Genomic DNA, 15945 nt, shown 5'->3' on the forward strand with positions numbered 1-15945 from the left:
ACTCTTCTAATTCTTACTTTTTTAGTATAACATACTCTTCCACAAGCGCAAAAAAATATGTTAAAAGACTATGTCTCTTTTTCAATTCCTAAAACAAATCTGTCCTTACTATATTATTATTTTTCCAAAAGACTAGAATATGCTTTATTAGTCTAGATAACTCATTCTTTTGATGCTATAATATAACAGTAATAATATTATGATAAAAGTGGGGAAGTCGTTATGGGGAAGAAAGTTATTAAATTAGATTTTGAAGATGTTGTTATTGCTAATGAAGATGGGAGCACAACCAGAGCATTATACGAATGGTTTAATTTCAAGCCAGAAATTGGTGATCTCGTAGATGTGTTTCCAGATGGAGACGAATTGATCATCCACAAAGCTATAGCAGCAACAGATAATCTACAAGATAAAATCAATATCAATATCGTTAATGAAAATAACAATACACAGTCAGTGGGTGGCTATGTACAATATGGTAAAGTTGTTAACAAATGGGTTTATTTCTTATTAGCCTTTTTATTGGGAGGAATAGGTGCTCATAAGTTCTATTCTGGTTTTTCTGGAAAAGGAATTATGTATTTATTATTCTCTTGGACAATGATTCCTGGAATTATTGCATTTTTCACTTCAATCGCGACATTACTTAAAACTGCAGACCAAAATGGAAATATTGTAGTAACTTCTTAATAGATATGTAAGCTCCATCAATCTCATATGAAAATGTAAGACTCTTTGAGATTATTTAAGGAGGTTGGGACAGAAGTGTTTTACTCCGAGAAATAAGATGGAATTTACGAAAATTGCTCTTCAAATTTTTGTGAATTTCGGCTTATTTCCGAAGGAGTTGCTTCTGCGCCCACCGTTTATTCGGTTACTAAGAGCCTGAAACATAACCTTTTTAGTTATGTACCAGGCTCTTTTATTCTAATCTACTCGATAAAAGTGATTTTTCACACTATTTTTGAAATAAGTCAAAGCTTCTTCTTTCTTAAAATTCAAAGCGTTAAAGTTGACCTTTATTGACCAATAAAGTATACTTTTTTTAAGCATTACGATAAGCTTTGTGATAAAATGATTTGAAGAGTTTTTATATAGGAGGAATATACTATGAATTTAATACCAACAGTCATTGAACAATCATCTCGTGGAGAAAGAGCATATGATATTTATTCACGATTATTAAAAGATAGAATCATCATGTTAAGTGGTCCAATCGATGATAATGTAGCAAACTCAGTTATTGCTCAATTACTATTTTTAGACGCACAAGACTCCGAAAAAGACATCTATATTTATATCAACTCACCTGGAGGAAGTGTTTCTGCTGGATTAGCAATCTTCGATACGATGAATTTTGTTAAAGCTGATGTACAAACAATTGTTCTTGGTATGGCAGCTTCTATGGGAAGTTTCTTATTAACTGCTGGTACAAAAGGCAAACGTTTTGCATTGCCAAATGCTGAAATCATGATTCATCAACCATTAGGTGGTGCACAAGGTCAAGCAACTGAAATCGAAATTGCTGCTAAACATATTCTTGACACGCGTGATCGTTTGAATAAAATCTTAGCAGAACGTACAGGTCAACCACTTGAAGTCATTGAACGCGATACAGATCGTGATAATTTTATGACTGCGCAACAAGCAAAAGAATATGGTTTGATTGATGAAGTAATGGAAAATAGCAGTTCTTTAGGCAAATAATAAAAATGCCCAAAATTTCTTTTGAAAATTTTGGGCATTTTTATTTAAACTAATTGCAAAAAGCGCTACACTAAAGATAGCAGAAATGAAAGGATGTTACTAAAATGGATATTTCAATTATCGATGCAACAAAAGTTACAACAAAAAATGGTTTGGCAGTTGGAAAAGACTCGGCTCCAGTAAAGATGGTCGAATTTATGAATGTTCGCTGCCCGTATTGTAAAAAATGGTTTGAGGAATCTTTTGATTTATTGAATGAATATGTTAAAGAAGGCAAAGTTCAACGAATCATCAAACTATTAGATAAAGAAAAAGAAAGTCTGCAACGTGGTAACGTAATGCATCACCATATTAATTATGATTTGCCTGAAAAAGCTTTGACTGATTTGAAACAAATGTATGATACACAAGATACATGGGGAAACCTTTCTTTAGAAGATGTGGCTATTTTTGCTGAAGATAATTTACAATTACCTAAAAAAGAAGAGACTTCAATCGTCCAAGCTGTGATTGAAGAAGCGGCAGCTGCAACTATCAAATTTGTGCCAACAATAGTTATTGGTGAACATATTTTTGATGAATCAATTACGAAAGAAGAATTGATACGTTATATAGAAGGCAAATAAAAAAAAGAGACCAAGTTAGCTAGGCTTGGTCTCTTTTTTTTTAGAACTACTATCAATACCCGCTTTTTTTTCCATTGCAGAGTCTTTAATTTCTTTTTCAGCATCTTCGCCAAAACTTAGAATCTTGTCAATATCTTCTTTTCCGAGAAAATTCCCTAGACCTTCCCCGAGTTGTTTGATTTGCCTCATGATAAAATCTTTATCTTCTACGCCCATCATTATCACCCAACTTTCTGCTATTGTCTTATAGCAATCCATAAGAAGTTACGCACTTTTTTCTCTTAGTTTGTCTGCAAATTCATTGATTTTACGAATTCTATGATTGATTCCTGATTTTGAAATCGCACCTGATGGGATCATCTCACCTAATTCTTTTAAACTCACTTCTGGATACTCCAAACGTAATTCAGCAATTTCTTGTAATTTTCCTGGTAAGGCAGTTAATCCAACTACACTTTCGATATACTGAATATTTTCGATTTGCTTTGATGCTGCATCGATTGTTTTATTGAGATTCGCCGTTTCACAGTTGACCAATCGATTCACCGAATTACGCATGTCACGAACGATCCGGACATCTTCAAATTTCAGCATAGAATTTGTCGCACCGATCAGTGTCAGAAAATCAGCGATTTGTTCAGCTCCTTTTAGATAGGAAATATACCCATTTCGACGTTCCAATGTCCGTGCATTTAAATCATAATAATTTAACATTTTGCAAATATCATCATTGTGTTCCTCGTAAATCGAGAATATTTCCAAATGATAACGGCTTGTCTCGGGATTATTGACTGAGCCTGAAGCCATAAATGCACCTCTTAAATAGGATTTCATTTTTTGTGAGTTCCCCATAATATCTTCTGATACATGAGTATTGAACATCATTCCATCTAAAATATCTAAATCAGCAAGCACACTTTTCGTATCTTGTTTTAGTCTTACGATGTACACATTATTCTTTTTTAATTTCATTTTTTTCCGAACTAACAATTCTGAACGAACATCATAATGATCTTTTAAAAGAGAATAGATTCGTCTGGCGATTGCTGCATTTTCAGTTTGAACATTCAATACAAATTGCTGATTCACAATGCTTAATGAACCGTTCATCCGGATCAATGCTGCTAATTCTGCTCGCGCATGTTCACGATGTACCTCTAAAGTTGTTAGCTCTTTTTTAACATCTGCTGCAAAAGACAATCTCCACGCCTCCTCTCTTGTTCTTACTCTTTAATATCTTGCGCCGAATACAATACGAAATAGTTCATCCACTACTTTGTCTCCATCATGAAAAACACCACCGTCACGCAATTTTAAAAAGTCCGTAGAAATCACACGACACCCTTCATCTCTCAATTTTTTGAAATCATGTTCCACTTGAACTAAATATTCATCATAAACCTCTGGATCCATATATCCATCAGGTACATTTTCAGTATTAACTAAAACAGTATCCACAAATTTACTTTTAAGATGTTCATGCAATACACAAACATGATCAGCATCAGTAAAATGTTCCGTTTCACCTTTTTGAGTCATGATATTACAAATATAAACCACTTCAGCCTCCGCATTGATGATTGCTTCCCCAATCTCTTTGATTACTAAATTCGGTAGGATACTGGTAAACATACTTCCTGGTCCTAAAACAATCATATCCGCCTCTTCAATTGCTTTGACTACTTTTCTCGCAGCTTTTGGCTGTTCATCATCATGTGTATTTGTGACAAAAACATGGTCGATTGTTTTTCGATCAACTGCAATATTGGATTCACCGACTGCAATAGAACCATCTTTAAAAACAGCATGTAACGTCAGCGGTCTTTCTGATGAAGGATAAATATGTCCATCCACATGCATCATTTTTGAAAGCAGCTGAATTGCTTCATATGTACTGCCGCGCATCTCTGAAACAGCCGCAATAATCAAATTTCCAATTGCGTGGTTGGCAAAATATTTATCCGATTTATTAAAACGATACTGAAAAATATCTTCATATAATTGAGGCATGTCGGATAAAGCTACTAGTACATTACGTAAATCCCCAGGCGGCGTCATATTCATTGACTCTCGAATTTCACCGCTACTGCCTCCGTCATCGGCAACGGTCACAACAGCTGTAATATCCGCACTTTGATTCCGTAAACTTTTTAGGATAACTGGTAACCCAGTTCCTCCCCCAACCACAACGATTTTAGGTTTTCTAATCCGGTACGTTTTCATTTTCATGAGCGATTCACCGTCTCTTTACGCTTTCCTTTATCACGATGGGTAATGTTAACATGATAGTCCTTTTCAAGTTCTTTGCCAACACGTTCTGTTAATGCCACCGAACGATGCTGTCCGCCTGTACAACCAATCGCAATTGTAACGCTTGATTTCCCCTCTTTTTCATACCCTGGCATTACATTTTTCAACAAATCAATAAATCGAGTATAGAAACTCTCAGTCTCTGGAAAACTCATAACATACTCATATACAGATGAATCTTGACCTGTCAAGGGTCTTAATTCTGGTATATAGTGTGGATTTGGTAAAAAACGAACATCCATCACAATATCCGCATCAATAGGCAAGCCATATTTAAACCCAAATGAAACAAGTTCTACGCGAAACTCATGTGTATCTCTAGATTTAAACTCCTCATTGATTCTTTCTCGTAATTGTCTTGGAGATAATTCAGTTGTATCGATCACAACTTGGGCATCTCCTCTAATTTCTTCAAGGATCGCTCGTTCTTTTCTAATTCCTTCTGTAATCAGACCATCCATCGCTAGTGGATGCGCACGACGAGTTTCTTTATATCGAGAAACAAGTTCTTCATCTGTTGCATCTAAGAACATGATTGTTGTATCAATCAGATTCGTATTTTCAAGTTCAACTAACATATCTTGAATTTCTCTAAAAAAATTACGAGAACGTAAATCGATCACTAATGCGATTTTTGTTACTTTTCCAGATTCTTTGATTAATTCCCAAAACTTAGGAATCAAGCTTGGCGGCATATTATCAATACAAAAATACCCCATATCTTCAAAGCTTTGAATGGCTACAGTCTTTCCAGCTCCGCTCATTCCAGTGATTATAACTAATTGTAAATTATCAACCATTTCTTAGCGCCCCTTTTGAAACATTTTATTAATTATAGCATCCCGGGCGTATCAAAGAAAGCTTTTCAACCAATTTTCATACCTATTCAACTCTTCTTATCAATTTAGAATTGTGAATAAGAATATTTTTTTACTCTCAAATTTTCTCTATCCTAGCTAAATGTTTTCTTTCTTTACATCGAATCAATTGAAATACAAACTATTTTTCAAATATATTTTATTACTATCTTTAAAATAGTTCTTCAAAAAAATAAAAAAAGCAGAATAAACTTTTATCGTTCATTCTAGCTTCTTGTTATTGTCTACCATTTTTATTCATTATGTATATCTTTATCTGGACAGGACTGATCAACTTCCGTTTACTATCCCAAATTTTTGCCTTAGTAAAATTAAGCATCTTCAATCACATTAAAATAATCTAAATTCAAAATAGGATCATCACAATTGATGACGGGACGATCTGTAGGATGGCACTTAACAACTCTGACCTGCACATCTTCTTCTTTTTTAGAAATAGCTTCTCCTACAAAAAACCAAGAAAAATTCGATCCATGACAAACATAATGAGCGCCGATTTTTATTTCTTTCTTTTCCAAGAAAAAATCATCCTTTCATACTCTTTTGATAAATATAGAATATCATGTTTTCAAAAAAAATATCATTCAACTTACGTAAAGATACTTTCTTTTTTTGACTATTTTTAAATTTAAGTGATTAAAAAACACTAATTTTCATTTTATTTATTATTTTCCTCTAATTATAATTTATTAAATAGTTCACTTTTATTTTTTCAAATGAAACTATAGAGTCTTAAAGCAAAAAAAGTACAGCCTTTCAACAACGAAGGCTGTACTTTTCTTTTTTGAACGGATTATTTATAGAAGGACAGATATATACCAATTAGGTTGAACAATATACCTATCTAAGTGCGATTTTACTTTAAAAATCTATAGAAATCAATAGCAATAGGTATTTTTTATTCACCTTTCATGTTTTCTTTAAAAATATTAATACTATTTCCAAATAATGGAGTATACCAATTTATAAAACTCGCTTTAAATACTTACCTGTATAGCTTGCTTTGACTTTAGCAATATCTTCAGGTGTTCCTGTTGCAACAATTGTTCCGCCACCGTCTCCACCTTCTGGCCCCAAGTCAATAACATGATCTGCTGACTTGATTACATCTAAATTATGTTCAATAACAAGCACAGTATTACCGGATTCAACGAGTCTTTCTAACACGACAAGTAAACGAGCAATATCGTCCGTGTGCAACCCAGTTGTAGGCTCATCTAGAATATAGAAATTTTTACCATTCGAATTTTTATGCAGTTCACTCGCTAATTTCATGCGCTGTGCTTCCCCACCAGATAATGTAGTAGCAGGCTGTCCTAAAGTGACATAGCCTAATCCCACATCAACAATGGTTTTTAATTTACGATGAATTTTAGGAATGTGTTTAAAGAACTCCACTGCATCTTCTACAGTTAAATCTAAAATATCAGAAATATTCTTTCCTTTATAGTGAACTTCCAGTGTTTCAGAATTGTAGCGTTTGCCATGACAAACTTCACAAGGAACATAGACATCTGGTAAAAAATGCATCTCGATCTTAATGATCCCATCCCCACGACACGCTTCACAGCGGCCACCTTTAACATTGAAGCTGAAGCGTCCTTTTTTGTAGCCACGGACTTTTGCTTCATTGGTTTTCGCAAACAGATCACGAATATCATCAAAAACGCTTGTGTAAGTTGCAGGATTACTTCTCGGTGTGCGGCCAATCGGACTTTGATCAATATCAATAATTTTTTCTATATTTTTATAACCAGTAATATTTTTGTGTTTACCTGGTTTATTTGAATTTCGATTAAGCTTTTGTGCTAAAGCTTTTTTCAATATTTGATTTACTAATGTACTTTTTCCTGATCCAGAAACTCCAGTTACTGCAACAAACTCTCCTAATGGAAATTCAACAGTAACATTTTTCAGATTGTTCTCTGCCGCACCTGTTACTTTGATTTTCTTACCATTGCCTTTACGACGCTCTTTAGGGACTGGGATCACTTTTTTGCCTGATAGGTATTGTCCGGTTAAAGAATTAGGATTTTTAGCTACTTCATCAGGTGTTCCTGAAGCAACGATTTCCCCACCTAAATGTCCAGCGCCTGGCCCCACATCGATCAAATAGTCAGATGCTCGCATCGTATCCTCATCGTGCTCAACAACAATCAATGTATTGCCTAAATCACGCATTTTCTTGAGTGATTCGATCAAACGGTCATTGTCTCGTTGATGCAGTCCAATAGACGGTTCATCTAAAATGTACAATACACCAGATAAGTTTGAACCAATCTGTGTCGCTAAGCGAATACGTTGTGCTTCTCCACCTGACAGCGTTCCAGCTGCTCTACTAAGAGTTAAATAATCCAAACCAACATTTTTTAAAAAGTTCAAACGATCTTCCACTTCTTTTAAGATGGGTTTCGCAATCATTTGTTCTTGCTCAGATAACGTCACTGTTTCAAAAAATTCAATTGCATTTTTAATCGCTAATTCGGTAACTTGACCGATATTTGTATTATCGATTTTGACTGATAAAGCTTGAGGATTCAAACGATATCCTTTACACGTTTGACAAGTTAATTCGGTCATGTATAAACGCATTTGATCACGAGTAAAATCGCTATTAGTTTCATGATAACGACGTTTGATATTAGTTAAAACACCTTCAAAAGGAACTTCTACATCACGAACTCCGCCAAAATCATTTTCATAATGGAAATGGAAGACTTCCCCATTGGATCCGTTTAAAATAATATCTTGATGTTCTTCTGGTAGTTCTTCAAATGGTGTATCCATGTCAATATTGAAACTGTCAGCTGCTTGCTCCAACATTTGCGGATAATATTGTGAGCTTATTGGATTCCAAGGTGCGATTGCGCCCTCACGCAGTGTCTTTGTTGAGTCCGGAATAACAAGATCACGATCGACTTCTAATTTTATTCCTAATCCATCACAATCAGGACATGCTCCAAAAGGTGCATTGAAAGAGAATAATCTTGGTTCTAATTCCCCCACTGTAAAGCCGCAATATGGACAAGCGTAATGTTCACTAAAAAGCATTTCTTCCCCATCGATCACATCAACTAATGCATAGCCATCCGCTAAACGTAAGGCCGCTTCAAATGAATCAAACAAACGAGAACGGATCCCCTCTTTTACCACGATTCGGTCAATAACAATCGCAATATCATGTTTTTTATTTTTTTCAAGTTCAGGCGCTTCCGTTACATCATAGGTTTCTCCATCAACACGCATTCGAACATATCCTTCGCGTTGAATCATTTCAAAGACTTTTTTATGCTGACCTTTTTTCTTAACAATGACAGGCGCTAAGACCTGAAGTTTAGTCTTTTCTGGTAATTCCAACACTTTATCTACCATTTGTTCAACAGATTGACTCGTGATTTCAGTACCATCATTAGGACAAATCGGATGCCCAACACGAGCAAATAACAGTCTCAAATAGTCATTAATTTCTGTAACTGTCCCTACTGTTGAACGTGGATTTTTACTCGTTGTTTTTTGGTCGATAGAAATCGCTGGACTCAATCCATCGATACTATCAACATCTGGTTTATCCATTTGACCTAAAAATTGTCTAGCATAAGCTGAAAGACTTTCAACATAACGGCGCTGGCCTTCAGCATATAGTGTATCAAAGGCGAGTGAACTTTTCCCAGAACCAGATAATCCAGTAACGACAACCATCTTGTCACGAGGAATCGTAACATCTATATCTTTTAAATTATGTGCACGCGCGCCATGAATAACGATTTTATCATTTGCCATTATTTATCTCCTTTGCTGTGAAACACAGCCACTTTTTTATTCTGCTGCTTTCAACTCCAAAATCGTATCTCTTAAAGTCGCTGCTGTTTCAAAGTCTAATGCTTTCGCTGCATCCCGCATTTCTTTTTCTAATTTCATCAATAAATCTGCTTTTTCTTGGCGACTTAGTTCATGGTAAGATTTATCGATTTTTATTGTTTCACCTTTTTCATTGGTTTTAGAAATTGAAATCAACTCACGAATTTCTTTAATGATGGTTTTTGGTGTAATGCCATGTTCTTCATTGTATTTTTCTTGGATTGAACGACGTCGAGCCGTTTCGTCCATAGCTTTTTGCATGGAATCAGTGATTTTATCTGCGTACATGATCACTCGTCCGTCCGAATTCCGAGCCGCACGTCCGATGGTTTGGATCAATGAACGTTCACTTCTCAAGAATCCTTCTTTATCTGCGTCTAAAATTGCAATCAAGGATACTTCTGGAACATCCAATCCTTCACGAAGCAAGTTGATCCCAATCAACACATCAAATTCACCTAAACGTAGATCTCGAATGATTTCCGTTCGTTCTAATGTTTTGATATCACTATGAAGATATTTCACTTTGATTCCTAGTTCTTTAAGGTAATCCGTTAAATCTTCAGACATTTTCTTCGTTAACGTGGTGATAAATACACGTTGATCCTTCTCTACACGATCATGGATCTCACCAACTAAATCATCAATTTGTCCCATAATTGGACGAACTTCAATCAATGGATCTAGCAATCCTGTTGGCCGAATAATCTGTGGAATCACAGTATCTGTTTGCTCATGCTCGTAAGGTCCGGGTGTTGCAGAAACATAGACGACTTGATGCACATGTTCTTCAAATTCTTCAAGGCGTAAGGGGCGATTATCTAAAGCACTTGGCAATCGGAAACCATAATCTACCAGCATTTGTTTTCTAGCACGGTCGCCATTATACATACCACGAATTTGTGGCATCGAGACATGAGACTCGTCGATCACAAGTAAAAAATCATCTGGGAAGAAATCAATCAGCGTATAAGGCGGTTCCCCTTCTGAACGACCATCCATATGGCGTGAATAATTTTCAATACCAGATGTATAGCCCATTTCTCTCATCATTTCGATATCATAATTCGTTCTTTGTTCCAGTCTTTGCGCTTCTAATAATTTGTTTTCATTACGCAAAACCGTTAATCGTGCTTCTAATTCTTCTTGTATTTGTGAAATTGCATGTTCCATATGATCTTCATTGGTCACAAAGTGAGTTGCTGGGAAAATTGCGACATGTTCTGTCTCACCTATCACTTCGCCGGTTAACGCATCAACTTCTCTGATGCGCTCAATTTCATCGCCAAAAAACTCGACTCTTAGTGCATGATCGTCTCGGGATGCTGGAAAAATCTCTACTACATCTCCTCGTACACGAAAACGTCCACGCTGAAAATCAATGTCGTTTCGTTCGAATTGAATGTTGACCAAATCAGTCAATAACTTACTACGCTCCATCTCCATGCCTACGCGAATAGAAACGACTTGTTCACTGTACTCCTTAGGATCTCCCAAGCCAAAAATACAAGAAACCGAGGCGATTACAATAACATCGTTCCTTTCTAATAAAGAACTAGTTGCTGAATGTCGTAATTTATCGATCTCGTCATTGATACTCGCATCTTTTTCTATATATGTATCGCTAGAAGGAACATAAGCCTCTGGTTGATAATAATCATAATAACTAACAAAATACTCGACTGCGTTATTAGGGAAGAATTCTTTAAACTCTCCATAAAGCTGTCCAGCTAATGTTTTATTATGGGCAATAACTAACGTTGGCTTATTTACTTCTTTTATTACGTTTGAAATCGTGAAGGTCTTCCCAGTTCCAGTAGCACCTAACAATATTTGTGCTTTTTCTCCACCTTCGATTCCTTCAACTAATCGTTTGATTGCTTCTGGTTGATCCCCATCCGGCTTATATTTTGATACTAAGTCAAATGTATTGGAGGTCTCTCTTTCTATCATCCAACATCCTCCTCTTACTTTATTTAATTGTTGCGTCACTTTGATTAAAAATACACAGCGCTATCTACCAAGTACTCTCAGGCATACAGCAGGATAACTCTACAGTCATTCTGTTTTCAACTTGTACATCTATTCTTCATATAGGAATTTTCAGCGTAAAATTTAAATAGAAACTCCTGTCATTATTTTAACATACCGAACATATTTTCGCTAGTTTTAGAACAGGTTGTATATACGCAATTTTTGATAATTTACATTTTATTTAATTTTTTGTTTGTATTTATAAATTTAACGGAATACTGTTTGAGCTAATCTTATTTTGTATTTCCCTACCCCGATATGTAACATCTTATTACATAGAATGTTAGAAAATGAGTTTTTTTTGATTTTCTCATTGTGAATGACTTGTGCTTTTGCCTTTTCTTACTATATAATTATCCAATATGCAAATATAGGAGGTATTTTATGAAAAGGAAACACTTTTTACTGTCATTTATTGTAATGATGGCAAGTCTACTAACATTTACTCTTGGACAGAATGCTCAAGCTGAGGAAAAAACATATAATATAGGAACAGATTTAACGTTTGCACCATTTGAATTCCAAGATTCAAATGGTGAGTATGTTGGAATCGATGTTGATTTGCTTCACGCAATCGCTGATGATCAAGATTTCAAAGTAAACTTAAAGCCACTTGGGTTTGACAGTGCTATTCAAGCAGTTCAATCAAAACAAGTAGACGGTATGATCGCCGGAATGGGCATTACGGATGAGCGAAAAAAATCTTTTGACTTTTCAGATCCTTATTTCGATAGTGGCTTACAAATGGCGGTCAAAAAAGGCAATGATAAAATCAAAGGTTACGAAGATTTAAAAGGCAAAACTGTCGCAGCGAAAGTTGGAACTGAAAGTGCTACTTTCTTAGAGAAAAATCAAGAAAAATATGGCTATACCATCAAAAACTTTGATGATGCAACAGGTCTTTATCAAGCGCTAGAAAATGGCGAAGCTGATGCGATCTTCGATGATTATCCTGTATTGGGCTATGCCATAACAAATGGACAAAAACTTCATTTAGTTGGTAAAAAAGAAACGGGAAGTTCTTATGGGTTTGCTGTGAAAAAAGGGCAAAACAAAGAATTGATCGAAAAATTCAATGCTGGATTGAAAGAATTAAAAAATTCAGGTAAATATGATGAGATTGTCGGTAAGTATATTTCCACTGGAACTGAAACAACTGATACTGATTCTAAAATGAAAAAGATTCAACCTAAAAAAGATTCCTATGTAATTGCTAGTGATTCTACGTTTGCCCCATTTGAATTTCAAAACTCTGATGGTAAATATGAAGGAATCGATGTTGATCTCGTTCAACGTATTGCTGAACTTCAAGATTTTGATATTGAATTTAAATTCATCGGATTTAGTTCTGCCGTTCAAGCAGTTGAGTCTGGTCAAGCTGATGCAATGATCGCAGGAATGACGATTACAGATGAGCGTGAAAAATCTTTTGACTTCTCTACACCTTACTTTAACAGCGGGATTCAAATTGCGGTCAAAAAGGGCAATGACAAGATTCACTCTTACGAAGATTTAAAAGGAGAAAAAGTTGGTGCTAAAATCGGAACTGAAAGTGCTGATTTTCTAGAAGCCAACAAAGATAAATACGGCTATACAGTCAAATACTTAGATACAACTGATGCTTTATATAGCGCTCTTGAAATCGGCGAAATCGATGCAATGATGGATGATTACCCCGTTATCGGGTATGGCGTTGCACAAAAACAACCGTTAGCAACACCTATTCCTCGTGAAGAAGGAGGAAAATATGGTTTTGCAGTTAAGAAAGGAAAAAATCCAGAGTTGATCCAAATGTTCAATGAAGGATTAGCTGAATTAAAACGAACTGGCGAATATGATGAGATTATCGGAAAATATGTAAAAGATGGCTCTACTGAAAACAAAGTAGATGAATCAACATTTGTTGGTATGATCCAAAATAACTGGAAACGTCTTTTAAGTGGTTTATGGATGACTATTCAATTAACTCTGATTTCATTTATTTTAGCGTTGATTGTCGGCGTTCTATTCGGATTATTTAGTGCTTCTCCGTCTAAAACGTTACGTGTTATTTCTACTATTTATGTTGATATCATCCGAGGTATTCCGTTAATGGTACTGGCTTTCTTTATCTATTTTGGTTTACCTGGAATTTTAGGCTTTAATATTCCCGTTTTCCTTGCTGGAATCATTACTTTAACCCTAAATGCAAGTGCTTATATTTCTGAAATCGTACGTGGCGGTATTAATGCTGTACCCGTCGGCCAAATGGAAGCTTCTCGTAGTTTAGGTCTTTCATACAACCGAACGATGCAAAAAATCATTTTGCCACAAGCAATCAAAATCATGATCCCCTCTTTCGTCAATCAGTTTGTTATTTCTTTAAAAGATACAACTATTCTATCTGCAATCGGCTTGATTGAATTATTGCAAACTGGTAAAATCATTGTTGCTCGAAACTTACAAAGTACGATGGTTTACTTCGTAATTGCAATGATGTATTTAATCTTGATCACAGCCTTGACGAAATTGGCTAAAGTTTGGGAAAAGAAGGTGAAATAATATGGCAGAAAAAATTTTAGTAGAACACTTAGTAAAAAAATATGGCGATAATACTGTTCTTAATGATATCAATGTATCGATCCAAGAAGGTGATGTTGTATGTGTTATTGGTCCTTCTGGTTCTGGTAAAAGTACGTTCCTTCGTTGTTTAAATCAGCTTGAAGAAGCGACTAGCGGCGATATTATTATCGATGGTGCTAATTTAACCGATAAGAATACCAATATCAACAAAGTGCGCCAGCATATTGGAATGGTTTTCCAACATTTTAATTTGTTCCCTCACTTGTCGATCCTGGAAAATATTACTTTAGCCCCAACTGATTTAGGTCGTCTTTCTAAGAAAGAAGCTGAAGAAAAAGCAATTAAGCTTTTAGACACAGTCGGTTTAGCTGATAAAAAAGACAGCTACCCAGAATCTTTATCTGGTGGACAAAAACAACGTGTGGCAATCGCTCGCGCCTTAGCAATGAATCCAGACATCATGCTGTTCGACGAACCAACTTCTGCACTCGATCCTGAGATGGTTGGTGATGTATTGAATGTTATGAAAAAATTAGCAAAACAAGGGATGACGATGGTTATCGTTACACATGAAATGGGCTTTGCGAAAGAAGTAGCAAATCGTGTAATGTTTATCGATGGTGGTAATTTCTTAGAAGATGGTTCACCACAACAAATCTTTGAAAATCCACAAAATGAACGAACAAAAGATTTCTTGGATAAAGTACTTAATATTTGATCCAAAAAGGGATAGATTGCTTCTATTGCAGAGCAATCTATCTTTTTTATTTATTTAGCATTACACTTGATAAATTCGTTTTTTTAAAGTAAATTTGAACAGACTATATAAGGAGTGTTGTTAAATGAAGAGACTTTATACATTTTTTACTGAAGATTTATTATTTTCACTTTCTTTTCTAATTGCTATTATCAGCTGTGCATTCGGCAAATTTTCCTTCAACTCAATTGATTTTAAAGTCATTTTTTGTTTGTTGGGTTTGATGCTTTTTGTGAAGAACCTTGAGAAATTAGGTATCCTAACCTATTTTGCTGAGAAAATGATCGATTTTTCTTCCACCACTCGTAGTCTTATTCGAAATATTGTCATCTTGTCATTCCTTAGTTCTATGGTTTTGACCAATGATGTTGCGATCCTTACGTTGATGCCGATTTACTTAACGATCATCAAGAAATTCCCCAAAATGGAGAATAAGATTTTAGGAGCTGTCTTACTGATTGTTGCTGCAAATTTAGGCAGTAGTTTTTTCCCTTTTGGTAATCCACAAAATCTGTTTTTATTTTCTTATTATTCTCTTTCCACCTTATCTTTTTTCAAATGGTCTATTGTATTACTCTTTTCTTCAGTACTATTTTTACTAATTTCCTTTTTATTCATAAAAAAGAGTCCGATTCCCACACAGCATAATTTAGTTCCAAGGATCAACAGGCCTAAAGCACTATTCTTAAGTATGATTGGGGGGGGCATTCTTTTAGGTGTCTTTGCTATTTTCCCTTATTATTTCGTCATTCCGATTGCCATCATCCTTCTCACTATTTATGATAGAAAAACGGTTTCAGAAATTGATTATAAATTATTGTGGACATTTATTTTTTTCTTTATTGCTGTTGGCAATTTTGCTCAAGTCGAGGTACTTTCCTCTTTCATAAAGGATCAATTTACGACAAGTTCACGGTCTTTTTTCAGCAGTATTCTTGTCAGCCAAGTTATCAGTAATGTTCCTGCCGCTATTTTAATTGCTCCTTTTACAGAGCAATCTCAGGCACTTTTTTGGGGTGTCAATGTCGGAGGCTTGGGAACTATTATTGCTTCTTTAGCTAATTTGATTGGATTTAAATTATATAAAGAATATTATCCGGATCAATCAACATCATTTCTTTTGCAATTCACTGCTGTAAACGTTGTGTTTTTACTTGGTTTTATCCTATTTTTTGCCTTTATACTATAAAAAACACGAGACAAAACGATAAAT

13 protein-coding genes are annotated in these 15945 nt (G+C 35.2%); 6 read left to right on the forward strand and 7 right to left on the reverse strand.

What is annotated here, in order from left to right; translation table 11 throughout:
* Positions 1-222: 222 nt before the first annotated feature.
* The 3 genes from BCR22_RS13690 to BCR22_RS13700 all read left to right on the forward strand — a co-directional run bounded on the left by BCR22_RS13690 (position 223) and on the right by BCR22_RS13700 (position 2333).
* The gene (locus BCR22_RS13690) at positions 223-690 is read left to right on the forward strand and encodes a TM2 domain-containing protein (protein WP_069655446.1); all 468 of its coding nucleotides are present in this window, start codon (positions 223-225) and stop codon (positions 688-690) included.
* A gap of 420 nt (positions 691-1110) precedes the next feature.
* Positions 1111-1707 carry an ATP-dependent Clp endopeptidase proteolytic subunit ClpP gene (clpP, locus tag BCR22_RS13695; protein WP_069655447.1) on the forward strand — a complete coding sequence of 199 codons (597 nt, stop codon included), beginning with the start codon at positions 1111-1113 and terminating at the stop codon, positions 1705-1707.
* Positions 1708-1811: 104 nt separating this feature from the next.
* Positions 1812-2333: a DsbA family protein gene (locus BCR22_RS13700; RefSeq protein WP_069655448.1), complete on the forward strand. Its 522-nt coding sequence runs from the start codon at positions 1812-1814 to the stop codon at positions 2331-2333.
* A 15-nt stretch (positions 2334-2348) separates the two neighbouring features.
* Here the strand turns inward: BCR22_RS13700 and BCR22_RS13705 are convergent, their stop codons facing one another.
* The 7 genes from BCR22_RS13705 to uvrB form a co-directional block, all read right to left on the reverse strand.
* Positions 2349-2591 carry a hypothetical protein gene (locus tag BCR22_RS13705; protein WP_240485891.1) on the reverse strand — a complete coding sequence of 81 codons (243 nt, stop codon included), beginning with the start codon at positions 2589-2591 and terminating at the stop codon, positions 2349-2351.
* 6 nt (positions 2592-2597) lie between these two features.
* Complete coding sequence (gene whiA, locus BCR22_RS13710; RefSeq protein WP_069655449.1) at positions 2598-3533, reverse strand: DNA-binding protein WhiA; 936 nt, start codon at positions 3531-3533, stop codon at positions 2598-2600.
* A 30-nt stretch (positions 3534-3563) separates the two neighbouring features.
* Positions 3564-4562, reverse strand: coding sequence for a gluconeogenesis factor YvcK family protein (locus BCR22_RS13715; protein WP_069655450.1), 999 nt, complete (start codon positions 4560-4562; stop codon positions 3564-3566).
* Positions 4559-5443, reverse strand: a complete 885-nt coding sequence (gene rapZ, locus BCR22_RS13720) for an RNase adapter RapZ (RefSeq protein ID WP_069655451.1) — start codon at positions 5441-5443, stop codon at positions 4559-4561. The genes BCR22_RS13715 and rapZ overlap by 4 nt, the downstream gene beginning before the upstream one ends.
* Positions 5444-5832: 389 nt before the next feature.
* Complete coding sequence (locus BCR22_RS13725) at positions 5833-6039, reverse strand: hypothetical protein (RefSeq protein WP_069655452.1); 207 nt, start codon at positions 6037-6039, stop codon at positions 5833-5835.
* Positions 6040-6484: 445 nt separating this feature from the next.
* Positions 6485-9301, reverse strand: coding sequence for an excinuclease ABC subunit UvrA (gene uvrA / locus BCR22_RS13730; protein ID WP_069655453.1), 2817 nt, complete (start codon positions 9299-9301; stop codon positions 6485-6487).
* A gap of 36 nt (positions 9302-9337) precedes the next feature.
* Positions 9338-11332 (reverse strand): excinuclease ABC subunit UvrB, encoded by a 1995-nt coding sequence (uvrB, locus tag BCR22_RS13735; protein WP_069655454.1) that lies wholly within the window; start codon positions 11330-11332, stop codon positions 9338-9340.
* Positions 11333-11797: 465 nt separating this feature from the next.
* Between uvrB and BCR22_RS13740 the strand changes: the two genes are divergently transcribed.
* The 3 genes from BCR22_RS13740 (at position 11798) to BCR22_RS13750 (ending at position 15921) form a co-directional block, all read left to right on the forward strand.
* Positions 11798-13954 carry an amino acid ABC transporter substrate-binding protein/permease gene (locus tag BCR22_RS13740; RefSeq protein ID WP_069655455.1) on the forward strand — a complete coding sequence of 719 codons (2157 nt, stop codon included), beginning with the start codon at positions 11798-11800 and terminating at the stop codon, positions 13952-13954.
* Between the two features lies 1 nt (position 13955).
* Positions 13956-14693 (forward strand): amino acid ABC transporter ATP-binding protein, encoded by a 738-nt coding sequence (locus BCR22_RS13745; protein ID WP_069655456.1) that lies wholly within the window; start codon positions 13956-13958, stop codon positions 14691-14693.
* A 124-nt stretch (positions 14694-14817) separates the two neighbouring features.
* Entirely contained in the window at positions 14818-15921 is a 1104-nt protein-coding gene (locus BCR22_RS13750) for an SLC13 family permease (RefSeq protein WP_069655457.1), read from the forward strand.
* Positions 15922-15945 lie beyond the last annotated feature (24 nt).

It is taken from the genome of Enterococcus plantarum, from assembly GCF_001730295.1.
Lineage (GTDB): Bacteria > Bacillota > Bacilli > Lactobacillales > Enterococcaceae > Enterococcus_L > Enterococcus_L plantarum.